Raw genomic sequence first — 22,284 nt, forward strand, 5'->3', positions numbered from 1 at the left:
CATGCGCCTTTCCCCGACCCTGTCTGCCTATATCGGCCGCCAGTTCCTGCTCTGGTTCCTGGCGGTGCTGGGGGTGATGCTGGCCATCATCTACCTGCTGGACACGGTGGAACTCCTCCGCCGCGCCGCCACCAAGCCCGACGCCACCTTCGAGGTGGTCATCGGCATGGGCCTGCTGAAGCTGCCGGAGATCGGGCAGCAGGTCTTCCCCTTCGTCATCCTGTTCGGCGGCCTCTACACCTTCTGGCGCCTTACGCGTACGCAGGAGCTGGTGGTGGCCCGGGCCAGCGGCATCTCCGTCTGGCAGTTCATGGCCCCGGTCATGCTGACCGCCATCGGGGTGGGCATCCTGCTCATCACCGTACTGAACCCCATCTTCTCCGCCATGCTGTCGCGGTATGAGCAGATGGAGAACCGTTACCTGCGCGGCCAGACCTCCTCCCTCGACGTGGCCAAGTCCGGCCTGTGGCTGCGCCAGCCGGGGGAGGATCTGTCCTACCTGATCCATGCGGAATCGGTGGTGCCCGGCACGCTGGAACTGCGCAAGGTCATGGTCCTGCTGGACGCGCCCCCGGGCGCCCCGGCCGGGCCTTCCGGCGCGCCGCAGACCGCCGGACGGCTGGACGCGGCCACTGCCGTGCTGAAGGAAGGCTACTGGGACCTGCGGGAGGTCTGGTACAACCGCCCCGGCCGCCCGCCGGAGTTCCTGGCCCGCTACCGCCTGCCGACGGAGCTGACGGAGCAGCGCATCCAGGAGAGCTTCGCCAGCCCGGACACCCTGTCCTTCTGGGAGCTGCCGCGCTTCATCGACATGCTGGAGGCGACGGGACTGTCCTCCATCCGCCACCGGCTCTACTGGCACTCCCTGCTGGCCCTGCCGGTGTTCTTCGCCGCCATGGTGCTGCTGGCCGCCGCCTTCGCCCTGCGCCAGTCCCGCCGCGGCGGGGTGCTGGGGCTGGTCGCCGCCGGGCTCGCCACCACGCTGGTGCTGTTCGTGCTGCGTGACATCGTCAGGGCGCTGGGGGTATCCGGCGCGGTGCCGGTGCCGCTGGCCGCCTGGGCGCCCGCGGGCATCACGGTGATGCTCGGGATCGCGGCCCTTCTCCATATGGAGGATGGCTGACCCTCCCGCGCTTTGCCTTGTGGGCCGATACCCTCTATAACACCGCCACCCCGACGTCCCATGTCGTCTCCTACAGTGACCAGAGCCATCATGAAGCGCCTCCTCCGGAGCACCCTGTTCGGCCTGACCGCCGCCTTCTCCATCGCGGCCCTGCCGGTGGCGGTGCCTGTCGCCTCGGCGCAGGAGGCGGGCCGGATCGCCGCCATCGTGAACGAGGAGGCCATCACCATGTCCGACGTGATGGGCCGGCTGCAGCTGGCCGTCGCGTCCTCGGGCCTGCCGGACAATGTGGAGACGCGGCAGCGGCTGCTGCCCCAGGTGCTGCGCCTGCTGATCGATGAGACGTTGCAGGTGCAGGAGGCGCGCAAGCGCAACATCCAGGTCACGGCGGACGAGCTGGACCAGGAGATGGCGGACCTCGCCCAGCGCAACCGCATGTCCCTGGACCAGTTCAAGCAGGCCCTGGCCCAGGCGGGCATCCCCTTCAACACCATGCGCCAGCAGACCATCGCCCACGTGGCCTGGGGCAAGCTGGTGCAGCGCATGATCCGCCCCAGCGTCCAAGTGTCGGACGATGAGGTGAACGGCTATATCGAGCGGCTCAAGGCCAACGCCGGCAAGCCGGAGTACCTGGTCTCCGAGATCTTCCTGTCCGTGGACAAGGCCAACGACGAGCGCCAAGTGGCCCAGCTCGCGGAGCAGCTGGTGGACCGCATCGGCCAGGGCGCGCCCTTCGCCGCCGTGGCCCAGCAGTTCTCGCAAAGCTCGGGTGCCGCCGCCGGCGGCGACCTGTCCTGGATCCAGCAGGGCCAGTTAGAGGAAAACCTGGACCGGGCGTTGCAGCAGCTCCGCCCCGGCCAGTTCTCCCGCCCCATCCGCGGTGCCAGCGGCTACCACATCCTGTGGCTGCGGGAGCAGCGCACCGTGGCGGCCGGCGACCCCAACAACATCCAGGTCAGCATCCGCCAGTTTATCCTGCCCGCCGCGGAGGGGCAGGACCCGACCCCGCAGTTCAACCAGGCCAAGCAGGTGGTGCAGGAGGCGGCGAGCTGCCCGGCGCTGGAGCAGGCCAGCCAGCGCATCCAGGGCGCCCAGCTCTTCAACCTGCCCCTGACCCGCATGGGCGACATCCCGGAGCAGCTCCGCGGCCTGATCGCCCCCCTGGGCGTGGGTACCCCCACCCAGCCGCTGGTGACCGACCGCGGCGTCATGATCCTGATGGTCTGCGACCGCGTCGTGCCGGAGGGCAGCACCCCGCCCGTGGACCAGGTGCGCAACGCCCTGTTCCTGGAGCGGCTGGACAACCAGCAGCGCCGCTACCTGCGCGACCTGCGCCGCGACGCCGACATCCAGACCCGGCTGTGATCACCGGGCGCGGCCTCCCCCTCGCCCTGACGATGGGTGAGCCCGCCGGCATCGGCGGGGAGATCGCGTTGAAGGCGTGGCTGGCGCGGGGTGAACGGGACCTGCCGCCCTTCGTCCTGCTGGACGACCCGGCCCGCATCCGCGCCCTCGCCGCGTCCCTGGGCTGGGACGTGCCGGTGGCGGAAATCGCCGCCGTGGGGGAGGGGGCGGGCCGCTTCGCCGACGCCCTGCCCGTGCTGCCCGTACCGCTGGCCGTGCCCGCCGCGCCGGGCAAGCCGGACCCGGCCAACGGCCGCGCCGTCATCGACAGCATCGACCGGGCCGTCGCCCTGGCCCAGGCGGGGCAGGTGGCGGCGGTGGTCACCAACCCGATCCAGAAGAGCAGCCTGTACCAGGCCGGCTTCCGCTGGCCCGGCCATACCGAGTACCTGGCCCACCTGGCCGGTCTGCCCGACGATGGCACGGTCATGCTGCTGGAAGGGGGTGGCCTGCGCGTCGTCCTCGCCACCATCCATGTCGCCCTGGCCCGGGTGCCGGACGTGCTGACGGCTGACGCCATCCTCCACGTCGCCCGCGTCACCAACGCCGCCCTGAAGGCCGATTTCGGCATCGCCCACCCCCGCCTCGCCGTCGCCGCCCTCAACCCCCACGCGGGGGAAGCCGGCAGCATGGGGCGGGAGGAGATCGAGCTGATCGCCCCCGCCGTGGCGGCGCTGGTGGGGGAGGGGATCGACGCCTCCGGCCCCCACCCGGCCGACACCCTGTTCCATGCCGGGGCCCGCAGCCGCTATGACGCGGTGGTCTGCATGTACCACGACCAGGGCCTGATCCCGCTGAAGACGCTGGACTTCGACACCGGGGTCAACGTCACCCTGGGGTTGCCCTTCGTCCGCACCTCGCCGGACCATGGCACCGCCCTGGGCATCGCCGGCACCGGCCAGGCCAGCGCCTCCAGCCTCATCGCCGCCCTCCACACCGCCGCGCGCATCGCCGCCCGCCGCGCCTCACCAGCCTGACCGTGACCGACCTCTCCCACCTGCCGCCCCTGCGCGATGTCATCGCCAAGCATGACCTCGGCGCCAAGAAGGCCTTCGGCCAGCATTTCCTGCTCGACCTCAACGTCACCCGCCGCATCGTGCGGGAGGCCGGGGACTTCATCGGCGTCGCCGTGGTGGAGGTGGGCCCGGGCCCCGGCGGCCTGACCCGCGCCCTGGTGGAAAGCCCGGCGCGGGAGGTGGTGGCCGTGGAGCGCGACCGCCGCTTCGCCGCCGCACTGGAGGAGCTGGTCCAGGCCAGCGCCGGCCGCCTGCGCCTGGTGGAAGCCGACGCGCTCCAGGTGGACGCGGCGGAGCTGGTGGCGGAGCCGCGCGCCGTCGTCTCCAACCTGCCCTACAATGTGGGCACGCCCCTGCTGCTGGGCTGGCTGAAGCACATCGACCGCTACCGCTTCCTGGCCCTGATGTTCCAGAAGGAGGTGGCGGACCGCATCGTCGCCCGCCCCCGCACGCCGGCCTATGGCCGCCTCGCCGTCATGTGCCAGTGGCTGGCGGAGTGCCGCACCCTGTTCGACCTGCCCGCCCGCGCCTTCACCCCGCCGCCCAAGGTGGACAGCGCCGTCATCCGCCTGTCCCCCCGGACCCGCCCCGCCGACGACCCCGACTTCGCCACCATGGAATCCCTGGTCGCCGCCGCCTTCGGCCAACGCCGCAAGATGCTCCGCGCCAGCCTGAAATCCCTCCTGGGCACCCCCGAACCCCTCCTGCTCTCCGTCGGCATCCAGCCCACCTGGCGGGCGGAGGAGGTGGACGTGGCCGGGTTCGTGGCGCTGGCGAAGGCGTGGAAACAGGGCTCACACCCATCGGCGCCAAGTTAAGGCCAAGCCGGCTCTGACAGGCACGACCGCTTCCCCGCGCAGGCGGGGGCCCACAGTTCTTGACCCGCGGTGTGCCATTCCCGTGGTTGGAAAATCCGTGGACCCCCGCCTGCGCGGGGGATGCACGAAAATTTTTCGATGCGGATCAATTTGGTGCCGATGGGGCCGAACCCGAGGCGGAGCCTAACCGGGGGGACTGGTGCTCAAACCCCCGGCCGCCGCGCCAGGGCCAAGCCGACACCCAAGGCCACCATCGCCGCCCCGGACCCTTCCCGCAACCGGCGGACCAGCCCGGGCCGGGCGGCAGCGCCCTCCCGGATGCCGCTGGCACCGTAGGCGACGACCATGTCCGCCAGGGTGTTCAGCACCACGGAAATCGTGCCCAGCACCACGAACTGCACGGCCACGGGGCCTGCGGCCGGATCAAGGAACTGCGGGACGAAGGCCAGGAAGAAGGCGGCAGTCTTGGGGTTCAGCGCCTCCACCAGCACCCCTTCCCGGAAGGCCCGGCGCGGCCCCATCGGCGGGGCTGCCGTGCCCCCCTCCAACGCCGTCGCAGCTTCCCGGCGGGCGGAGCGGAAGGTGCGGATGCCGATCCAGACCAGATAGGCGGCACCGGCCAGCTTCAGGCCGGTGAACAGCTCCGCGCTGGCCAGCACGATGGCGGACACGCCCAGGCTCCCTGCCAGCACATGGGCCATGCCGCCCAACCCCGTGCCGAAGCTGGATGCCAAGCCCTCCGCCCGGCCGCCGGCCAGCGTGCGGGCGGCGACATAGAAGATCCCCGGCCCGGGCGTGACGGCAAGGACCAGGGCCGCGGCGAAATACAGGGCAAGTTGGGTCAGGTCTGGCATGGCGACCAGACTAACGGCAAGACGGGTCCATTGCCCAGCCGAAAGCCAGCCGGCGCGCCGCCAAGCTGCACGGGCAGGGCGGCCCCTCCAACGGCCCCTGACGGCGCGGCTCCGGGGCCACCAGCATGGCCTGCGATGGGGTGGGGCAGGTGGGGCCCACGCCGGGCTACCGGGCCCGCGATGTCGTTCCGGCAGAAGAACCAGATGTCATATGACTTTGGGCTTGCGTCGGCTAAACTCGGCTACCCCTCCTGATCCCGGGATGCCGAGATGCCCCGTCCGCTGCGTATCGCCCAGGTCGCCCCGATCCTCTACCCCGTCCCGCCGACCCTCTATGGCGGGACGGAGCGGATGATCTCCTACCTGACTGAGGCCTTGGTGGAAGCGGGACAGGAGGTGACGTTGTTTGCCAGTGGCGACAGCGTCACCACGGCGCGGCTGGTGTCCGTCCGGCCCACCTGCCTCGCCGCCCAGGGCAGCCCCGACCCGCTGCCCGTCTGCATCGCCCACCTCGCGGAAGTCCGGCGCCGGATGGCGGATTTCGACATCCTCCACCTTCATGACAGCGGGTTCAGTGCCCTTGGCTTCCAGGACAGGTCGGCGCGGACGGTGACGACCCTGCACATGTCGCTGGAATGGCCGGACACCACGGCCGCCTTCCGCGCCATGCCGGACATGCCCCTGGTCTCCATCTCCGAATGCCAGCGCCACCCCTATCCGGAGGGGCATTGGGCCGGCACCATCTACCATGGCATCCCCGCGGACCTGTACCGCTTCAGCCCCCGGCCGGAAGGGCACCTGGCCTTCCTCGGCCGCCTGTCCGCGACCAAACAGCCGCATGAGGCCATCCGCATCGCCCAGGCCACGGGCCACACCCTGTTCCTGGCCGGCCCGCCGGAGCACCCGCAGGACCCCTATTTCGTCCAGTCCGTGGCGCCACACCTTGCCGGCCCCGGCGTCCGCTACCTGGGCGAACTGGACGACCGCCGCAAGGACGGCCTGCTGGGCAGCGCCAAGGCCCTGCTGTTCCCCATCGCCTGGGAAGAACCCTTCGGCCTTGTGATGATCGAGGCCATGGCCACCGGCACCCCGGTGATCGCCTACCGCCGCGGCGCGGCACCCGAGGTGGTGGAGGACGGCGTCACCGGCTTCGTCGTCGACAGCTTCGAAGAGGCGGTGGCCGCAGTGGGCCGCCTGGACCGGCTGGACCGCGCCACCATCCGCCGCCGCTTCGAGGAACGCTTCAGCGCCAAGCGGATGGCCGCCGACTACATCGCCCTGTACCGCTCCCGCTTGGAGCGGGCGGGGCTGGCCCTGGCCCCTTAAGGCAGCCCGCAAGCGCTTGAGGCTCATCCAAGCCGGCAGCGGGTGGGGCCTACAACCCCGCCTGCAAGCCCCGCACGAAGTCGCTCAGCCCCACCTGACGGCGGCGCTTCAGCCGCTCGGCCTGCAGGATGCTGCGCACCGCGGTGACGGACTCATCCAGGTCGCGGTTGACGATGACATAGTCGTATTCCGACCAGTGGCTCATCTCGTCATTGGCCTTGGCCATGCGCTTGGCGATCTCGGCGGCGCTGTCCTGGGCGCGGGTGGTCAGGCGGCGCTCCAGCTCCCGCGCGCCCGGCGGCAGGATGAAGATGCTGACCAGATCGTCCCGGGCGGACTCGGCAAGCTGCTGGGTACCCTGCCAGTCGATGTCGAACAGCACGTCCTTGCCGGCCCTCAGCGCCTCTTCCACCGCCCCCTTGGGCGTGCCGTAATAGTTGCCGAAGACCTTGGCATGCTCCAGCAGCTCCCGCCGGTTGACCATCAGGTTGAACTCGGTGGGGTCGATGAAGAAATAGTCCTTGCCATGCACCTCCCCCGGCCGCTTGGCCCGGGTGGTCACCGACACGGACATGGACAGGTTGCCGTCCGACTCCAGCATCCGGCGGGAAATGGTGGTCTTCCCCGCCCCGGAGGGGGAGGACAGGACAAGCATCAGCCCGCGGCGGCGGATGTCGCCGGGCAGGCCCGCGGTGGTGGCGTTGGCGTCGGAAGCGGTGGGCATGGGTCGGACTCGACGGGGTTCGGGTGTACGCGGGGATATAGGCCGGGCTGGCGGAACGTCACTCGATGTTCTGCACCTGCTCCCGGAACTGCTCGATGGTGGCCTTCAGGTCCAGGCCGATGCGGGTCAGCTCCACGTCGGCGGACTTGGAGCACAGGGTGTTGGCCTCCCGGTTGAACTCCTGGCACAGGAAGTCCAGCCGCCGTCCCACGGCGCCACCTTCCGCCAGCAGCGCGTGGGCCTGGGCGATGTGGGCGCGCAGCCGGTCCAGCTCCTCCCGCACGTCGGCCTTGGCGATCAGCAGGGCGGCCTCCTGGGCCAGCCGCTCCTCCGGCAGGCTGGGCACGGCCTCCAGCAACTGGGCAAGCTGCGCCTTCAACTTGGCGCGCAGGGCATCGGGTTGCAGGCTGGCGGTCCGCGCCGCCGCCTCGGTCAGGGACGCGATGGTGCCCAGGTGGCCGGACAGCACGGCGGCCAGGTGCCGGCCCTCGTCCAGGCGCGCCTGGGCCAGCTTGCCCAGCATCTCCGCCACGGACCGGGTCAGGGCGGCCTCAAGCTCGGCGCGCTCCCCTTCCGCGTCGCCGCCGCCATCCTCCTCCACCGTCTCGATGATGCCGCGGACGGACAGCAGGGCGTCGATGCGGGGCCGCTCGGCCCCGGCGCCCTCGATCTCCCGGGCCAACTCGATAACCTGGGCCAGCAGTTCCCGGTTCAGCCGCAGGGGCGACTGCCTGGCCGTGCGGGTCAGGCTCAGCCCGATGTTCACGTTGCCCCGCTTCAGCACCCTCATGGCCTCGGCCCGGGCGAAGGCCTCCACCGCGTCCAGGCCGGACGGGAAACGGCAGCGCACGTCCAGGGACTTGCCGTTGACGCTCTTGACCTCCACGGTCCACGAAGCGGCACCATTCGCGCCGTCGGCGCGGGCGAAGCCGGTCATGCTGGCGATGGCGGCCTTGCCGGCGCTGGTCGTCTTGCTGGCGGTCACCGGACTCTCGGGCTAATCAAGGGGGAAGGGGTGGGGGTTTATAGACCCGTTGCCCACCCCGCAACAACTGCCGATCCCTTTGCCCGTGCAGGCCGGGAAGGAGCCACTCATGCGCGACCCGCGCTGCATCCTGATCACCGGCGGGTCCAGCGGCATCGGCGCCGCCCTGGCCCGGCTCTATGCCGCCCCGGGCACCCGCCTGCTCCTCACCGGCCGCGACCCCGCCCGCCTTGCCGCCGTGGCTGCCGACTGCGCGGGGCAGGGGGCGGCGGTGGAGACGACCACCACCGACGTCACCGACCGCGACGCCCTGGCAGCATGGTTGCTGGCCCAGGACGATTCAGGCCCCATCGACCTCGTCCTCGCCAACGCGGGCATCTCCGCCGGCACCGGCGGCGGGGTGGAGACGGAGGCCCAGGCGAGGGCCGTCTTCGCCACCAACTTGGACGGCGTGATGAACACCATCCACCCCCTTATCCCCCGCATGCAGGCGCGGCGGCGGGGGCAACTCGGCCTCATGGCATCCCTCGCCGGCTTCCGCGGCCTGCCCGGCGCCCCGGCCTATTGCGCCTCCAAGGCCGCGGTGCGGGTGTATGGGGAGGCGTTGCGCGCCGACCTCGCCCCCCATGGCGTGGGCGTCAGCGTCATCTGCCCGGGCTTCGTCCGCACGCCCATGACGGACGTGAACCGCTTCCCCATGCCCTTCCTGATGGACGCGGACCGCGCCGCCCGGATCATCCGGCGGGGGCTGGAGCGCGACCGCGCCCGCATCGCCTTCCCCTTCGGCACCTACCTGGTGAGCTGGCTGCTCGGCACCCTGCCGCCCCTGCTCATCGACCCTTTCCTGGCCGCGCTGCCCCGGAAGGGCTGAGGCCCAAACGGAAACGCCGGGAAGGACCCCTTCCCGGCGCCATCCGCAACCCGTGTGACCCGACTCAGGCCTTGGTATAGCCCCACACGCTGGCCGGCGGGATGTTGGCCATGGTGAAGCCCACCCGGCGGCCATGCAGCCCCAGCGGCTTGCGCTTCAGGGGCGAGCGGGCGGAATAGGTATAGGCCAGGAACTGCCGCCCCTCCGGCATGACCTTGAAGATCTCTTCCACGATCTTCCGCTGGGCGTCCACCGGGATCAGGATCATGGGGATGCCCACGACGACGGTGCCGACCTTGCCGATGAACTGGCTGGGGATCAGCTTCTGCACGTCGGTGACGTTGCCCTCGATCACGTTGACCTCGGGGAAGTGCTGGCGCAGGTAGGCGGCCAGCTCCGGGTCCAGCTCGATGGTGTACAGGCGCGACGGCGGCACGCCGTTTTCCAACAGCGCCTTGGTGATGGCGCCCGTGCCGCCGCCGAACTCCACCACGATCTCATCCGGGTCGCGGCGGACCTTGCTGGCGATCAGGTTGGACAGGGCGGGGGACGAAGGCGTGATCGACGCCATGGCAAGGGGGTTGGCCATCCAGCGCTTGAAGAACAGCCAGGCGGGGTGGGGGGCCTTCCTGGTGGTGGAGGTGGCCTCGGCGCGGTCAAGCGGCATCGGGGGTTTCGTCCCTGGTGTCGGTTGCGAAAACGGGTGACGGGAGAAATGGCACGCGGGCGGCAGCTTTGCAATCGTCGGGGCTGGCGCACGGTCTGCATACGGGCCCTGTCGCCAAACCCCTAACCCCGCGTCCGGGTTCCCCGCAAGCGCATTGGAAGTACCGGGAAGGGTACCACCTGCCACGCCCCGGGGAATCCCGCCACGAAGCCCCGGTCGCGGGGCGTCCCGGGTCAGGGGCTGACGGTGGTGTCGAAGGCCTGGCTCCGGTCCTGCCGGGTCATCACCGCCCGCAGCCCCGCCGCGCTCCCGGACAGCGCCAGCGTGCCCAGCGTATAAGTGCCGCAGGGCCCGCCATTGCTGTTGGTCGGCGTCAGCACCAGCGCGCCGGATGCCGCGGGGCCGGAGAATTCCAGCTCGTTGCGGCAGGACTCGGGCGCGGCGAACTCCACGGTCCCGGCCGGCTTGCCCAATCCCGCGGGCTTCACCGTCAGGGTGAAGGGGATGGTGGCGCCGTTCTGCTTGCGGTAGCTGCCCTTGTAGGTCCCCGCCACGGCGGCGGTGGAGGCGGTGCCGTCGCCGGCGGTGAGCGTCGCCACGGGACCCGGCTTGCCGTTCACCTGCGCCAGGGCCACCTGCAGCGCCCCGCCCGTCCCGGCGGTGGCGGTCAGGCTCCCCAGGGCATACGGGGCGCACTTGCCCCCGTTGGAGCTTCCAAGGGCGAAGCGGGTCGCCCCGCCCTCCGCCGCCGCCAGTGTGAGGGGGAGCTTGCACTGGTAGGGCTGGCCGAACCGGACCTCCCCCGCCGCCCGCCCCGGCTGGGCGGCTGCCAGTTCCAGCACCACGGGCACCGGCCGCCCGTCCTGGTCCGTCGTGCCCGACCAGCGCCCGGCCAGGTCGGCGGCCCCCGCCGCGCACAGGGCGGGGATGCCCAGGCTCGCCAGGCCAGCCAACAGCATGCGGCCCGCAAGGCCGCGCCCATGTCCGATCCTCATGTTTCTCCCCTCGCATTCGGCCGTTCTCGGCCCGTTGTTCATGGGTTCGCCAGCACCGCCAGGGCGCGCATGACCGCTCCCAGGATCGCGTCGCGCGCCTCGGGCAGGGACAGGACCAGCGCCAGGGGGATGGCAAGGGACAGGCCGGCGGCCAGCAGCTTCGGCCACAGGGGCGGGCGGGCCGGCGGCGGTGGCGGTTCCTCGGCGGCGGATTCGGCCAGGATGGCGCGCAGGGTATCCTGCTCCTCCCGGCTCAGGGACAGCAGGATCCCCTCATTCCTCGGCGGGCGGAGCCGCCCCATCAGCCCGGCCAGCAGGCTTGATCCCGAAGACGCGGAGAAGGCGGTCATTCAGCCGCACCTCCGCCTGCTCGAAGCGGGGCCCGAAGATGGTGACGACCAGCTTGTGCAGCTTGGAGGCGGCGCGCGGCGGCACGCCGATGCGCAGGCGCAGGTCGGGCGGCGGGGCCAGCATCCCAGGCCGGCGTGGCGGCTGGGGGGCGGGGACCTCTTCCACCACGGCGGTGGTCTCGATCCGCAGCTCGGTGACCCGCGTCTCGGTCAGGGTGTGCAGCGAGGCGAACGGGATCTGGACCGTCCGCGCGGGCTGCCCGCCCCGTCCCGGGATCTCGACCTTCAGGCTCCATGTCTCCGCCTCGACGTCGCTGTTCCCGTTGAGCTGCAGGTTGCGCACGACACGGCCGCGTTCGGACGCCGACAGGGCATCCTGGGCAAGGCCGGCCGCCGTCTGCAGCCTGAGGACCAGATCGTCAAGGCTGATGGCCGCCATGTGACTGCGGTGCTCCCAGTGAAGGGTTCATTCAAGCCAATAAGGCTTCCGCGGGAATCCCACATGGTAGACAACGCATTGCAAGACGACCTGGTGCTCGCCGATGTTCAGGATCGAGAAATTTTTCTCGACCCCGATGATCCGTCCCTTGGGCGAGTCTGACAGGCAGCGGTTCAGCAGGTCCGCCGCCGCCTGCACCTCTTCCTCCGTCGCCATCCTCTCCGGGTTGGTACTGCCCACGGTGATGCGCTTGACGAATCCGACATCGGTCAGGTCGAACATCGTGCGCTTGCCTCGGCGGACGGAAGCGGGCCGGACAGGCCCAGGGGGAAGGGGCCCCGGGCCGTCGCCGGCCCGGGGGTATGGGCCATCACGTCTTCGGCGGGGTGATGGTCTTCGGCGCGATGGACTGGTTCATCATGTCCAGCACGCGGGCCAGGCCCTCGGGCATGCCCTTGTCCTCGGCCTTCACGATCACCGTGTACTTGGCGGAGCTGTCGGTCTGCCGCTGCGTCTCCTTGGAGCTGGAGACGGAGCCGGAGATCTTCACGCTGCCGGACACGGGGCCCCAGCCGAACTTGGCCTCCAGCTCGCCCTTGGCCTCGCTGGCGCTCTTCTCGGTGGTGGTCTCGCTGTTCTTCACCTCCATGTTGAAGGTGATGTCCACGGTGTTGATCGCCAGGGACGGGATCTTCACCACGGCCAGCAGCGGAACCTCCAGCTCCACCGTCTCCATGCTCGGGGCCGTGTTCGGGTCGGTGGCCACGGCGGTGGAGGGGCGGTTGAACTTGAAGGACACGGTCCGCACATCGCCCACGGCGTTGGCGTCGGCCTTGCTGGGGTCGGCAGGCGGGTTGAAGCCCACCACCTTGATGAAATTCGCCGTGGCGGTGGCCAGGCGCACCTGGGCGTCACAGGCGGCCATCAGCGGACCGCCGATGAGGTCGCCCATGGGAAGGCCGCGGAACTGATCAGCAATCGCTGCCATGCTTCAAACTCCCGGTTAAGTCCGCATTCAGATCAATTTGTCGAGTTGCTGGATCAGCCTGGCCATCCCGTCGGACGGGGGCTGGCTCTCGACCTTCAGGGTGACCTTGGCGATGGCGCCCGGCCCCCGGCTCCTGCTCCCGCCGACATCGACGCCGAGCACGCGCTGCAGCCCGACGCCCCGCCAGCCCGACCCATCGTCGTCCGGGGCGCCGGAATCGCTCTTGTCCTGTGGTTTGCCGTCCTTGGCATCCTTCGCGCCCGCGCCCTTGGGCGGGTCGTCGTCATCGATGCCGGTCAGCCCGATCTCGAAATTGATCTCGGCCGCCTTGATGGACAGCAGTTGCGGCCCGACCAGCGACAGCAGGGGCACGCGGACGATCCGCTCCTCCCCCTCCTCGGCGTCCGGCGACAGGGATGGCATCCGGACGTCCACCGCCTTGGGGCGGTTGTTCTCGTCGAAATAGTCGCTGACCGTCGAAAGCTGGAAACGATGAATCTTGTCCTGCGCCTCGGCCACCGCGTTGGCGATGGCCTGGATGAGGTGATGCAGTCCCAGGTTGGCCACGACTCGTCCCCTGCTGTCCCGGACGGGTTACTACCGCGGACGCAGTTCTATCACTGCCTATAACCGATGGAAAGTCAGAAGCCGAAAAGAGCGCACTTAAAGAACCTTATTAAGCATATGACAATGCTGTGATCCGTCGCTTTTCATCTTTCGTTGCGCGATGCTATCGGCTTGACAACCACTTGTACCAGCCAAAGCGAGCAACTTCCTGGCTGACGCCAGAGGCCCAAGCACCGCACCAAGTTGCCGAAGTGGTTCTTCTTAGGAGTGCGTCAATATCCAATTGCCCACCACACCCCAACCGGCACTGGATGCATGGGTTTCGGAGGCGGGTGGGAACACAGATGAAAACAGATTTAAAATGATGACCACACATAACAAAAATGAATGAGCTATTAAGAAATCAGGCAACCTACTGATTATGATAGGAGTAAACGCATTTCGGTGAACCGGGGCTATCAATATTGACTGTGTTCATCCGTGTCTCGAGAACACCCAGTCCGGAATGGCCGACCGTAGGTTTGCGCCGCACTGATCCCGATCCTGGGTCGTCTACGCCGGAAGACCCGTGCATCCCTGGGCAAGAGAGGGATACCCAAGCAGCGGCCTGCTTTGCCTTGTCGGGTAGGGGCCGTCACTCCGTCACTGGAGCCGCGGCCCGTTCTCACGGTCCAGCAAGGCCTCGTACCGCCTCACCGTGGCCCGCATTTCCTCAAGCAGTTGGCGCTGCTCGTCAGCCGCCGCACGGGCCTCTTCCGCGTCGGTACGGGCGCGCTCGGCATACAGCCGGGCCGCCTCGGCAGACTTTCGGGCATCCTCGCCCATGATGCGCGCCCGCTCCTCGGCTTGGCGCGCCTCTTCCGCCGCAAGCCGCGCGCTCTCGGCGAACCGGCGCTGGTCTTCGGCTTCCAGGCGCTGTGTTTCGCCGGTGACCCGCCCCTCCTCGGCGATCAGGCGGCTTCCTTCAGCCGCCTCCAGCCGCGCGAAGGCCGCCGCCCTGGCCTGCTCGGCCTCGGCCCGGTCCTGTTCGGCGGAAATGCGGTCCTGTTCGGCATGGGACCGCCGAAGCTCACCGCGCCGCCGGATTTCCTCGGCATCCACCCTGCGCTCCTCGGCATCGTCCATGGGGCGACGTGACGGGTCCATGGCCAATTCCCCAGGCTTTCCGTGTCAATCGTCCACGGAAAGCTTACGGCATCCCGGCACACGCGGCACAGGAAAAGGTCATCCTACTCCCATCGGCGAACACCGGCCGCAGCGGGATCACGCCGTCAGCTCGGCTTCCATCCGCTCCAGCTCCTCGGACAGCTCCAGCCACTGCATCTCAAGCTCTTCCAGCTCGCGCCCCAGGGTGCCCAGCTCCTTCTGCGCCGCGGCCACGTCGGCCTTGGCGCCCTGGTAGAAGGCCGGGTCGGCCATGCGGGCCTCCAGGGCGTTCTTCTTCTTGGTGACGGCGGCCATCTGCTTCTCCACCGCCTCCACCTTCTTCTTCAGCGGGGCGAGCTGGGCGCGCACCTCTGCCGCCGCCCGGCGTTCGTCCTTGCGGGCGTCGCGGCCACGGGCCGGGGGGTCGGCTTGCTTCTCCGCCCGGGATTCCGCCCGCGCCTTGTCCAGCAGCAGGCGCTTGTACTCCTCCAGGTCGCCGTCGAAGGGCTTGGCCGTGCCGTCCGCCACCAGCCACAGCCGGTCGGCCGTCAGCTCGATCAGGTGGGGGTCGTGGCTGATGACGATCACCGCCCCCTCATAGCCGTTCAGCGCCTCCACCAGCGCCTCGCGGCTGTCAATGTCCAAATGGTTGGTGGGCTCGTCCAGCATCAGGATGTGCGGCGCGTCCCGGGTCATCATGGCCAGCAGCAGCTTGGCCTTCTCCCCGCCTGACAGGGACCCGATCTTGGTCTCCGCCTTCTGCTGCGCCAGCCCGAACCGGCCAAGGTGCGCGCGCACCGCCGTCTCATGGGTGTTGGGCGGCATGATGGACGCCATCTGTTGGATGGGCGTCCAGTCCAGGTTCAGCTCGTCCGCCTGGTGCTGGGCGAAGTACCCGACCTTCAGCTTGGAGGACCGGCGGAACTCCCCGGCCATGGGGGCCAGCCGCCCGGCCAGCAGCTTGACCAGGGTGGACTTGCCGTTGCCGTTGGCGCCCAGCAGGGCGATGCGGTCGTCCGCGTCGATGCGCAGGTTCAGCTTCCTCAGGACCGCCCGGCCGTCATAGCCGATGGTCACGTCGTCCACCGCGATCAGCGGCGGGGCCAGCTCTTCCGGCGATGGGAAGTTGAAGCTGGTGGCGCTGTCCTCGATCACCTCGATGCGCGGCCCCAGCCGCTCCAGCGCCTTGATGCGGCTCTGGGCCTGGCGGGCCTTGGTGGCCTTGGCGCGAAACCGGTCCACGAAGCTTTGCAGGTGCTTGCGTTGCAATTCCTGCTTCACCGCGGCGGACTTCATCTGTTCCAGCTTGGCTGCCCGCTGCTTCACGAACTGGTCGTAGTTGCCGCTGTAGGAGGTCAGCTTCAACTGGTCCAGGTGGATGATGGTGGTGGGGACCTTGTTCAGCAGTTCCCGGTCATGGCTGACGATCATCACCGTGTGCGGGTAGGCCCGCAGGTAATCCTCCAGCCACAGGGTGGCTTCCAGGTCCAGGTGGTTGGTCGGTTCGTCCAGCAGCAGCAGGTCCGGCTCGGCGAACAGCACGCCGGCCAGGGCCACGCGCATGCGCCAGCCGCCGGAAAAGTCGCTGCACGGCCGCCGCTGCGCCTCCGCGTCGAATCCCAGCCCGTGCAGGATGCGCGCCGCCCGCGCCTCCGCCGCATGGGCGCCGATGTCCGCCAGCCGCGCGTGGATCTCCCCGATGCGGGCCGGGTCGGTGGCCGTCTCCGCCTCCGCCAGCAGGGACGTGCGCTCCTGGTCGGCGGCCAGCACCGTGTCGATCAGGCTGGTGGCCCCGGCGGGCACCTCCTGCCGCACCCAGCCCATCTTCAGGCCGGCGGGCAGGCTGATGCTGCCCTCATCCTGGTGCAGCTCCCCCGCGATCAGCTTCAGCAGGGTGGACTTGCCCGTCCCATTGCGCCCCACCAACGCCACCCGATGCCCGGCCGGCACGGTGACGGAGGCACGGTCCAACAGCACGCGGCCGGCGATACGGAAAGTGAGGTCGGTGATCTGCAGCATGGCGGGGGATGTAGCACAGCCGCGCCAAGGGCAGAAGCGGCCGTTACCGTTCCCTCTCCCTGGGGAGAGGGTGCCTTGCGCAGCGAGGCGTGAGGGAGGTGGGAGCAGCACTACCCACCCCCTCTCCCCCCGGGGGAGAGGGTTGGGGTGAGGGGGCCGGGTTCCTCGAGACGCTTCGGTCCCTACGCCCACCTCCCTCACCCGGCGCTACCGCGCCACCCTCTCCCCAAGGAGAGGGAACAATACCGCCGAACAGGCACCCAAGGCCCGCGACCGCGGGCCCGCGGGCCCATGCCCGCGCAAGCCAAGCCCGCGGAGCGGGCGCCCGGCGCCTGAGGGCGCGCGCACGCGCACATCTGGCCCGCGCGTTCGGCGATGCGGTGGCGTAGGATTGGCGTTGCGGGCAGAATGGGCTGCCGTTATAACGCCGCGACTTTTTCGAGAGTTTTCCAGGAGCATCCCATGGCGATCGAACGCACGCTGTCGATCCTCAAGCCCGACGCCACCCGTCGCAACCTGACCGGCAAGATCAACGCCCGGTTCGAGGATGCGGGCCTGCGCATCGTCGCGCAGAAGCGCATGCAGCTCAGCCAGGCCCAGGCCGAGAAGTTCTACGACGTGCACCGTGAGCGCCCCTTCTTCGGCGACCTGGTGTCCTTCATGATCTCCGGCCCGGTGGTCGTGCAGGTGCTGGAGGGTGAGAACGCCGTGGCGAAGAACCGTGAGATCATGGGCGCCACCAACCCGGCCAACGCCGCCCCCGGCACCATCCGCAAGGACTTCGCCGAGAGCATCGAGGCCAACAGCGTCCACGGCTCCGACAGCCTGGAGAACGCGGCCCGCGAGGTCGCCTTCTTCTTCGCGGAGAGCGAGATCGTCGGCTGACCCCAGCCTGACTGGTCGAGAGACAGGAACGCCGCCGGGGGATGCCCTCCGGCGGCGTTTTCTTTTGCCCGGCCTCACCCCACGCTCCCCCGCACGCAGGCCGCGCACGTCCTGGCCACGGTGAAGCTCCCCGGCTTCCCCGGCACCGGCGACACGATGTATTCCGGCCGCTCCCCCGCCAGGCCCGGCCCGCGCCAGCCGCAATACATGCGCCAGCCCTGGGCCACCTTGGTGATGCCCTCGCACAGCAGCAACCGCGGCTGGCCGCCCAGGCCCGTGCGGCTGGTGACGGACAGGCCGGGCCCGCCCTCGCACAGGGCCAGGGGCGACCAGTCGGGCCGCCCCTGGGCGATGTCGTCATTGATCTCCACGGGATAGCCGATCAGGTCTCGGAACGTGTACTGCACCTCGCCTGGCCCGGCCGCCGGCATGACATAGGCCAGGCACGCCCCGCCGTTCAGCCCAGGGCTGCCCGGGTTGCCCTGGACGAAGGCCTTCAGCCCGGCCCCGGCGGCCTGCGCCACCACCGCCCCCACGGGCGGCACGCCCACCGTCACCGCCGGGCCCTGTGCCGGGGACCCGCCGGCGTTCAACCTTTCCTCCGACGGCCCGGCACAGGCGGCCAGCAGCAACAGGCCGGGCAGCAGCATCAGTCGGTTCGCGTGCATGGGCGTCACTCCGGGCAGCGGCAGGGCACTCCCCAGCTAATTGCCCGGCCCGTACGGTCGTTCCATACCCCGGACGGCGCAGAAATCCGCCGGCCTGTGACAAGGCTCACTTCAAACCCGGGGCCCTTGCCCCCATGTCCAGGCCAGCCGTTTCCAGCCAGGGGAAAGCCCCGATGCGCCCGACCGAGACCACCGCCCGCCAACGCAACAACCGCCGCGCCTTGGCCGCCCTGGGCGCCTTCCTGCTGGTGGGCGTCGCGATGCAGGACGCGCCGTCCGTCGAGGTCGCCACCGGGTTCCCCATCGGCCCCGCCGACCGGCAGGAGCTGGCCGTCGCCCTGGGCGTGACGGAGGCCCGCGTCGCCCAGGCGGCGGAGCAGGGGGTCGGCGCCTTCCTGGCCTTCGTCATCGAAGGCGCCATCGCCCACACCCGCCCCTAGTCCTCACGGATACATGGCCACGTCGTTGAAGGCCTCTTCCTCGTCATAGGGCTGCACCACCCGGCCCCGCCCCGGCGTCATCGCCAGGTCCGCGCCGTAGCGATAGCGCCGCTCCGGCCGCACCCCGTCCTCCCGGCGCGTCCCGCGGCCCTGGTCCTGGCGGCCATGCTCGTCCGCGCCCATCAGCGTCTCGATGGCCCACAGCGCCTCCGGCAGGGCCAGCGCGGCCGAGGCGAAGCTCGCCACCGTCGCCACCTGGCAGTACTCGCACAGGGCGTGGTTGTCGGCCCATTCCTCCCGGGCCAGCTTCACGCACAGCACCGCGTCATAGATCGTCTTCGCCGCCATCAGCAGCGGCAGGGCAGGGGCCGTGCGCGCCCGGTCCCGCCCGCCGGCCCCTGCCAGGATGGCCGTCACGGCATAGGTGGCGGTCATCAGCAGCCCGTCCGGCGTCCCCGCCCGGCGATAGGCATAGGCGCTGGCATCCACCTTGGTGGCGTTGAACAGCTTACCCAGCTCCGCCCCCATGACCACCAGATCCTCCGGCGGGTCGGGCAGGCGCTTGATGATTCCGGTCTGGTAGAGCCCGACCAGGTTGCCGATGGTGCCGCTCAGCATGGACAGGCCGACGACCCAGCGCCGCCGCGTCAGGTCGGCGGACCGCCCCTCCCGCAGCTCATGGCTCAGCCGCTCCGGCCTCGGCACGTCCCACCGGGCGAGCCGCCGGGCGCTTCCGGGCATGTCCAGGGGCATGGTCTCCTCCGTCGTCGGTTGGGGTGTCACCCCCTCAACCGCCGTGGCACCCCTTAGGTCACGCTAGCCCCCACACACCTCCAGGTCCGGGGGCGCCGGCTTCCAGTTCTGGGTCTTCCCGATCCACGGTATGCCGATATACCCCCGCACCTTCAGCCGCTCCGGCCCCAGGATCTCCAGCCTCGCCCCGTAGGTCTTGCCGGAGTGGGGGTCATAGACCCGGCCGCCGCTCCAGGTCCCGTCCCCCTCCCATTCCAGGCCCCAGACCACCTCCGCCCCGCACAGCTCCCGCCCGCGAAGCTTCGGGTCCGGGTTGCGCACGTCCTTGGTCTGGCCGTCCGGGTACTGGTCCTTCCGCCCCCAGACCAGGGTGCCGCACAGCTCCTCCCCCTTCTTGCCGCAGGGGTGGAAGCTCACGGCCGCCTTGCCGTTCTGCAGCATCCACACGCCCTTGGGCACCTCCTGCGCGCCCGCGGCACCCGCGCACACCACGCCTGCGAGCCCCAGCAATGCCCCAAGGCCGCAGCGCCATTGCTTCCGGGGGCTGCGGCCCCTATCTTCCGCCCACCCCGTCCAGGACTTGAGTTCCATGACCGACCTGTCGCGCATCCGCAATTTCTCCATCATCGCCCACATCGACCACGGCAAGTCCACCCTGGCGGACAGGCTGATCGAGTACTGTGGCGCCCTTGAGGCGCGGGAGATGAAGGAACAGTACCTCGACAACATGGACATTGAGCGGGAACGCGGCATCACCATCAAGGCCCAGACCGTCCGCCTGTCCTACAAGGCGAACGACGGGGAGACCTACCAGCTCAACCTGATGGACACGCCCGGCCACGTGGACTTCGCCTATGAGGTCAGCCGCAGCTTGTCCGCCTGTGAGGGCTCGCTGCTGGTCGTCGACGCCTCCCAGGGCGTGGAGGCGCAGACCCTGGCCAACGTCTACCAGGCCATCGACGCCAACCATGAGATCGTGCCCGTCCTGAACAAGATCGACCTGCCCGCGGCCGACGTGCCCCGCGTGAAGCAGCAGATCGAGGACGTGATCGGCCTGGACGCGTCCGACGCGGTGGAGATCTCCGCCAAGACCGGCCTCAACATCCAGGGCGTGCTGGAGGCCATCGTCACCCGCCTGCCGCCCCCCAAGGGCGACATCGACGCCCCGCTCCAGGCCCTGATCGTGGACAGCTGGTACGACCCCTACTTAGGAGTCGTCATCCTGGTCCGCGTCGTGAACGGGGAGCTGCGCCTGGGCCAGAAGGTGCGCTTCATGGCCACCGGCGCCACGCGCGAACTGGACCGCGTCGGCATCTTCACGCCCAAGAAGGTGGTGACCAACCGCCTCGGGCCGGGGGAGATGGGCTTCGTCACCGCCGCCATCAAGGACATCCGCGACACCAAGGTGGGCGACACCATCACGGAGGAAAAGCGCCTGGCGCCCACCGCGCTGCCCGGCTTCAAGCCCTCCATCCCCGTCGTCTTCTGCGGCCTGTTCCCCGCCGACGCCGCGGACTTCGAGCACCTGCGCGAATCCCTCGGCAAGCTCGCCCTGAACGACGCCTCCTTCCAGTTTGAGACGGAGTCGAGCGCCGCGCTGGGCTTCGGCTTCCGCTGCGGCTTCCTCGGCCTCCTGCACCTGGAGATCATCCAGGAGCGGCTGGAGCGCGAGTTCAACCTGGACCTCATCACCACAGCCCCGTCGGTCGTCTACAAGATGTACATGACCAACGGCGACGTGATCGAGATGCACAACCCCGCGGACATGCCCGACGTGGTCAAGATCGACCACATCGAGGAGCCGTGGATCAAGGCCACCATCATGCTGCCGGATGAGTATCTGGGCGGCGTCCTGGCCCTCTGCACCGAACGCCGCGGCATCCAGAAGGACCTGACCTATGTCGGCGGCCGCGCCATGCTGGTGTACGAGCTGCCCCTGAACGAGGTGGTGTTCGACTTCTACGACCGGCTGAAGTCCATCAGCCGCGGCTACGCCAGCTTCGACTACCAGCTTGAGGAGTACCGGGAGGGCGACCTGGTGAAGATGTCCATCCTGGTGAACGCGGAGCCGGTGGACGCCCTCTCCATGATCGTCCACCGCAGCCAGGCCGAGTACCGGGGCCGCCAGCTCTGCGAGCGCCTGAAGGACCTGATCCCCCGCCACCTCTTCAAGATCCCCATCCAGGCCGCCATCGGCGGCAAGGTGGTGGCGCGAGAGACCATCGCCGCCCTGCGCAAGGACGTGCTGGCCAAGTGCTACGGCGGCGACATCAGCCGCAAGCGCAAGCTCCTCGACAAGCAGAAGGAGGGCAAGAAGCGCATGCGCCAGTTCGGCGAGGTGGAAATCCCCCAAAGCGCCTTCATCGCCGCGCTACGGATGGGCCAGGAATAGTTTTGTCCCCTCGCCCTGGGGAGAGGGTGGCCGCGCAGCTGCCGGTTGAGAGCCTGCCCCGCGAAGGCGGGGGAGGTGGGCATAGAGACCAACGCCTCCCCCTCTCCCCCCGGGGAGAGAGCCTGCCCCGGACCTGATCCGGGGGGCGGGGTGAGGGGGTGCCCGGCATAGAGCCGGCGGCCCCCCTGCCAATCCCCGATGTCACCCCGGGCTTGACCCGGGGCCCTCGGGAAAGCCGCAGTGCCAATGGCGCGGCAGCGGCCCTCCGCCATTTCCACGGGGAGAGCGTCGGGCCACCCAGCATCGCCCTGACCTCCCCCCCCCCCATGGGGGAGGGGGCTTGCGTCCAGCCAAACGGACCGCCCCCACCTAACCTCCACACCCCCCGTACCGCACCACGTCCCCCGCCATCGGCGGCAGCATCAGCGCCGTCACCGCGCCCCCATCCTGCGCCCGTTCCACCTGGACCAGCACCATGGTCCGCGCCGGCCGCCCCTTGTTGGCCCGCTCGATGGCCTGTTCCAGCAGGGCCCGCCGGCAGTCCGCCGACCCCTCCGGCGGCGGGTTGCGCAGCCGCACCGTGTCCTCCAGCACCGCCCCCGGCCAAGGATACGCCCGCACCGCCAGCGTCTCCCCATCCACCACCCGCAGCACCGCCACGGTCACCGGCCCTTGGGTCTGCGCCAACGGGTTCGCCCCCGCCGCCCCGGCCACCAGCCCCAAGGCCACCCCCACCAACACCTTCCGCATGGCCCCTCCCGCCAAGTCATATGACCCTGTAGGATCACCCCACCATCCCCAGGGCAGGGAGGGGAGGGGGTGCCAGCAGATTCACAATCAGATTGTGAGTGCTT

At 69.7% G+C, this 22,284-nt stretch carries 25 protein-coding genes; 9 read left to right on the top strand and 16 right to left on the bottom strand.

All coding sequences use genetic code 11. The features are described 5' to 3' along the window. The first annotated feature begins 1 nt into the window (after position 1). The 4 genes from lptG to rsmA all read left to right on the top strand — a co-directional run bounded on the left by lptG (position 2) and on the right by rsmA (position 4,361). Positions 2 to 1,123: an LPS export ABC transporter permease LptG gene (lptG, locus tag HHL28_RS04340; protein ID WP_075770045.1), complete on the top strand. Its 1,122-nt coding sequence runs from the start codon at positions 2 to 4 to the stop codon at positions 1,121 to 1,123. A 90-nt stretch (positions 1,124 to 1,213) separates the two neighbouring features. Further along, a complete protein-coding gene (locus tag HHL28_RS04345; protein WP_075770046.1) occupies positions 1,214 to 2,488 on the top strand; it encodes a peptidylprolyl isomerase in 1,275 nt (424 codons plus the stop codon). A 32-nt stretch (positions 2,489 to 2,520) separates the two neighbouring features. Next, positions 2,521 to 3,504 (top strand): 4-hydroxythreonine-4-phosphate dehydrogenase PdxA, encoded by a 984-nt coding sequence (pdxA, locus tag HHL28_RS04350; RefSeq protein WP_075770132.1) that lies wholly within the window; start codon positions 2,521 to 2,523, stop codon positions 3,502 to 3,504. Between the two features lie 2 nt (positions 3,505 to 3,506). Next, positions 3,507 to 4,361 carry a 16S rRNA (adenine(1518)-N(6)/adenine(1519)-N(6))-dimethyltransferase RsmA gene (rsmA, locus tag HHL28_RS04355; RefSeq protein ID WP_075770047.1) on the top strand — a complete coding sequence of 285 codons (855 nt, stop codon included), beginning with the start codon at positions 3,507 to 3,509 and terminating at the stop codon, positions 4,359 to 4,361. 203 nt (positions 4,362 to 4,564) lie between these two features. On the opposite strand, the gene HHL28_RS04360 is transcribed toward rsmA, so the two are convergent. Next, positions 4,565 to 5,215 (bottom strand): LysE family translocator, encoded by a 651-nt coding sequence (locus HHL28_RS04360; RefSeq protein ID WP_075770048.1) that lies wholly within the window; start codon positions 5,213 to 5,215, stop codon positions 4,565 to 4,567. Positions 5,216 to 5,485: 270 nt separating this feature from the next. On the opposite strand from HHL28_RS04360, the gene HHL28_RS04365 reads away from it, so the two are divergent. Beyond that, positions 5,486 to 6,541: a glycosyltransferase family 4 protein gene (locus HHL28_RS04365; protein ID WP_075770049.1), complete on the top strand. Its 1,056-nt coding sequence runs from the start codon at positions 5,486 to 5,488 to the stop codon at positions 6,539 to 6,541. A gap of 49 nt (positions 6,542 to 6,590) precedes the next feature. Here the strand turns inward: HHL28_RS04365 and gmk are convergent, their stop codons facing one another. Both gmk and HHL28_RS04375 read right to left on the bottom strand, forming a co-directional pair. Next, positions 6,591 to 7,265, bottom strand: a complete 675-nt coding sequence (gene gmk / locus HHL28_RS04370) for a guanylate kinase (protein WP_075770050.1) — start codon at positions 7,263 to 7,265, stop codon at positions 6,591 to 6,593. Between the two features lie 58 nt (positions 7,266 to 7,323). Beyond that, positions 7,324 to 8,202 (bottom strand): YicC/YloC family endoribonuclease, encoded by an 879-nt coding sequence (locus tag HHL28_RS04375; protein ID WP_075770133.1) that lies wholly within the window; start codon positions 8,200 to 8,202, stop codon positions 7,324 to 7,326. A 157-nt stretch (positions 8,203 to 8,359) separates the two neighbouring features. Here HHL28_RS04375 and HHL28_RS04380 point away from each other — a divergent pair, with 157 nt between their 5' ends. After that, positions 8,360 to 9,121 carry an SDR family NAD(P)-dependent oxidoreductase gene (locus HHL28_RS04380; protein ID WP_075770051.1) on the top strand — a complete coding sequence of 254 codons (762 nt, stop codon included), beginning with the start codon at positions 8,360 to 8,362 and terminating at the stop codon, positions 9,119 to 9,121. A gap of 64 nt (positions 9,122 to 9,185) precedes the next feature. Here the strand turns inward: HHL28_RS04380 and HHL28_RS04385 are convergent, their stop codons facing one another. The 9 genes from HHL28_RS04385 to HHL28_RS04425 form a co-directional block, all read right to left on the bottom strand. Next, on the bottom strand, positions 9,186 to 9,788 hold the full coding sequence (locus tag HHL28_RS04385; RefSeq protein WP_075770052.1) for a class I SAM-dependent methyltransferase: 603 nt from the start codon (positions 9,786 to 9,788) through the stop codon (positions 9,186 to 9,188). A gap of 233 nt (positions 9,789 to 10,021) precedes the next feature. Further along, entirely contained in the window at positions 10,022 to 10,783 is a 762-nt protein-coding gene (locus tag HHL28_RS04390) for a hypothetical protein (RefSeq protein ID WP_169654768.1), read from the bottom strand. A gap of 38 nt (positions 10,784 to 10,821) precedes the next feature. Further along, a complete protein-coding gene (locus HHL28_RS04395; protein WP_075770054.1) occupies positions 10,822 to 11,085 on the bottom strand; it encodes a hypothetical protein in 264 nt (87 codons plus the stop codon). Next, on the bottom strand, positions 11,057 to 11,572 hold the full coding sequence (locus HHL28_RS04400; RefSeq protein WP_075770055.1) for a hypothetical protein: 516 nt from the start codon (positions 11,570 to 11,572) through the stop codon (positions 11,057 to 11,059). The genes HHL28_RS04395 and HHL28_RS04400 overlap by 29 nt, the downstream gene beginning before the upstream one ends. A gap of 27 nt (positions 11,573 to 11,599) precedes the next feature. Beyond that, positions 11,600 to 11,854, bottom strand: coding sequence for a hypothetical protein (locus tag HHL28_RS04405; protein ID WP_075770056.1), 255 nt, complete (start codon positions 11,852 to 11,854; stop codon positions 11,600 to 11,602). Between the two features lie 88 nt (positions 11,855 to 11,942). After that, complete coding sequence (locus HHL28_RS04410) at positions 11,943 to 12,560, bottom strand: DUF2589 domain-containing protein (RefSeq protein ID WP_404326491.1); 618 nt, start codon at positions 12,558 to 12,560, stop codon at positions 11,943 to 11,945. 27 nt (positions 12,561 to 12,587) lie between these two features. Further along, positions 12,588 to 13,127 (bottom strand): DUF2589 domain-containing protein, encoded by a 540-nt coding sequence (locus HHL28_RS04415; RefSeq protein ID WP_075770058.1) that lies wholly within the window; start codon positions 13,125 to 13,127, stop codon positions 12,588 to 12,590. Positions 13,128 to 13,769: 642 nt separating this feature from the next. Next, on the bottom strand, positions 13,770 to 14,252 hold the full coding sequence (locus tag HHL28_RS04420) for a hypothetical protein (RefSeq protein ID WP_075770059.1): 483 nt from the start codon (positions 14,250 to 14,252) through the stop codon (positions 13,770 to 13,772). 138 nt (positions 14,253 to 14,390) lie between these two features. Then, complete coding sequence (locus tag HHL28_RS04425; RefSeq protein WP_075770060.1) at positions 14,391 to 16,292, bottom strand: ABC-F family ATP-binding cassette domain-containing protein; 1,902 nt, start codon at positions 16,290 to 16,292, stop codon at positions 14,391 to 14,393. Positions 16,293 to 16,754: 462 nt separating this feature from the next. Between HHL28_RS04425 and ndk the strand changes: the two genes are divergently transcribed. Next, on the top strand, positions 16,755 to 17,177 hold the full coding sequence (ndk, locus tag HHL28_RS04430) for a nucleoside-diphosphate kinase (protein WP_075770061.1): 423 nt from the start codon (positions 16,755 to 16,757) through the stop codon (positions 17,175 to 17,177). A gap of 74 nt (positions 17,178 to 17,251) precedes the next feature. Here ndk and HHL28_RS04435 read toward each other — a convergent pair whose 3' ends face one another. Then, positions 17,252 to 17,845: a hypothetical protein gene (locus HHL28_RS04435; protein WP_075770062.1), complete on the bottom strand. Its 594-nt coding sequence runs from the start codon at positions 17,843 to 17,845 to the stop codon at positions 17,252 to 17,254. Between the two features lie 173 nt (positions 17,846 to 18,018). On the opposite strand from HHL28_RS04435, the gene HHL28_RS04440 reads away from it, so the two are divergent. After that, complete coding sequence (locus tag HHL28_RS04440) at positions 18,019 to 18,285, top strand: hypothetical protein (RefSeq protein ID WP_075770063.1); 267 nt, start codon at positions 18,019 to 18,021, stop codon at positions 18,283 to 18,285. 3 nt (positions 18,286 to 18,288) lie between these two features. Here HHL28_RS04440 and HHL28_RS04445 read toward each other — a convergent pair whose 3' ends face one another. Further along, complete coding sequence (locus HHL28_RS04445; RefSeq protein ID WP_404326495.1) at positions 18,289 to 19,068, bottom strand: vitamin K epoxide reductase family protein; 780 nt, start codon at positions 19,066 to 19,068, stop codon at positions 18,289 to 18,291. Between the two features lie 33 nt (positions 19,069 to 19,101). Next, entirely contained in the window at positions 19,102 to 19,497 is a 396-nt protein-coding gene (locus tag HHL28_RS04450; RefSeq protein WP_169654770.1) for a DUF2147 domain-containing protein, read from the bottom strand. 130 nt (positions 19,498 to 19,627) lie between these two features. Between HHL28_RS04450 and lepA the strand changes: the two genes are divergently transcribed. Beyond that, on the top strand, positions 19,628 to 21,430 hold the full coding sequence (gene lepA / locus HHL28_RS04455) for a translation elongation factor 4 (RefSeq protein ID WP_075770066.1): 1,803 nt from the start codon (positions 19,628 to 19,630) through the stop codon (positions 21,428 to 21,430). Between the two features lie 369 nt (positions 21,431 to 21,799). Here the strand turns inward: lepA and HHL28_RS04460 are convergent, their stop codons facing one another. Next, complete coding sequence (locus tag HHL28_RS04460; protein WP_075770067.1) at positions 21,800 to 22,180, bottom strand: hypothetical protein; 381 nt, start codon at positions 22,178 to 22,180, stop codon at positions 21,800 to 21,802. Between the last annotated feature and the right edge of the window lie 104 nt (positions 22,181 to 22,284).

Source organism: Aerophototrophica crusticola, from assembly GCF_012913305.1.
GTDB lineage: Bacteria > Pseudomonadota > Alphaproteobacteria > Azospirillales > Azospirillaceae > Niveispirillum > Niveispirillum crusticola.

Excerpts from the sequence above, each read along its gene's own strand:
- HHL28_RS04390 (WP_169654768.1), bottom strand. The coding sequence starts at position 10,783 with ATGAGGATCGGACATGGGCGCGGCCTTGCGGGCCGCATGCTGTTGGCT.
- gmk (WP_075770050.1), bottom strand. The coding sequence starts at position 7,265 with ATGCCCACCGCTTCCGACGCCAACGCCACCACCGCGGGCCTGCCCGGC.
- HHL28_RS04440 (WP_075770063.1), top strand. The coding sequence starts at position 18,019 with ATGCGCCCGACCGAGACCACCGCCCGCCAACGCAACAACCGCCGCGCC.
- pdxA (WP_075770132.1), top strand. The coding sequence starts at position 2,521 with ATGGGTGAGCCCGCCGGCATCGGCGGGGAGATCGCGTTGAAGGCGTGG.
- HHL28_RS04435 (WP_075770062.1), bottom strand. The coding sequence starts at position 17,845 with ATGCACGCGAACCGACTGATGCTGCTGCCCGGCCTGTTGCTGCTGGCC.
- HHL28_RS04360 (WP_075770048.1), bottom strand. The coding sequence starts at position 5,215 with ATGCCAGACCTGACCCAACTTGCCCTGTATTTCGCCGCGGCCCTGGTC.
- lptG (WP_075770045.1), top strand. The coding sequence starts at position 2 with ATGCGCCTTTCCCCGACCCTGTCTGCCTATATCGGCCGCCAGTTCCTG.
- HHL28_RS04460 (WP_075770067.1), bottom strand. The coding sequence starts at position 22,180 with ATGCGGAAGGTGTTGGTGGGGGTGGCCTTGGGGCTGGTGGCCGGGGCG.
- HHL28_RS04380 (WP_075770051.1), top strand. The coding sequence starts at position 8,360 with ATGCGCGACCCGCGCTGCATCCTGATCACCGGCGGGTCCAGCGGCATC.
- HHL28_RS04405 (WP_075770056.1), bottom strand. The coding sequence starts at position 11,854 with ATGTTCGACCTGACCGATGTCGGATTCGTCAAGCGCATCACCGTGGGC.
- HHL28_RS04420 (WP_075770059.1), bottom strand. The coding sequence starts at position 14,252 with ATGGACGATGCCGAGGAGCGCAGGGTGGATGCCGAGGAAATCCGGCGG.
- lepA (WP_075770066.1), top strand. The coding sequence starts at position 19,628 with ATGACCGACCTGTCGCGCATCCGCAATTTCTCCATCATCGCCCACATC.
- ndk (WP_075770061.1), top strand. The coding sequence starts at position 16,755 with ATGGCGATCGAACGCACGCTGTCGATCCTCAAGCCCGACGCCACCCGT.
- HHL28_RS04375 (WP_075770133.1), bottom strand. The coding sequence starts at position 8,202 with ATGACCGGCTTCGCCCGCGCCGACGGCGCGAATGGTGCCGCTTCGTGG.
- HHL28_RS04410 (WP_404326491.1), bottom strand. The coding sequence starts at position 12,560 with ATGGCAGCGATTGCTGATCAGTTCCGCGGCCTTCCCATGGGCGACCTC.
- HHL28_RS04395 (WP_075770054.1), bottom strand. The coding sequence starts at position 11,085 with ATGGGGCGGCTCCGCCCGCCGAGGAATGAGGGGATCCTGCTGTCCCTG.
- HHL28_RS04385 (WP_075770052.1), bottom strand. The coding sequence starts at position 9,788 with ATGCCGCTTGACCGCGCCGAGGCCACCTCCACCACCAGGAAGGCCCCC.
- HHL28_RS04365 (WP_075770049.1), top strand. The coding sequence starts at position 5,486 with ATGCCCCGTCCGCTGCGTATCGCCCAGGTCGCCCCGATCCTCTACCCC.
- HHL28_RS04345 (WP_075770046.1), top strand. The coding sequence starts at position 1,214 with ATGAAGCGCCTCCTCCGGAGCACCCTGTTCGGCCTGACCGCCGCCTTC.
- HHL28_RS04425 (WP_075770060.1), bottom strand. The coding sequence starts at position 16,292 with ATGCTGCAGATCACCGACCTCACTTTCCGTATCGCCGGCCGCGTGCTG.
- HHL28_RS04400 (WP_075770055.1), bottom strand. The coding sequence starts at position 11,572 with ATGGCGGCCATCAGCCTTGACGATCTGGTCCTCAGGCTGCAGACGGCG.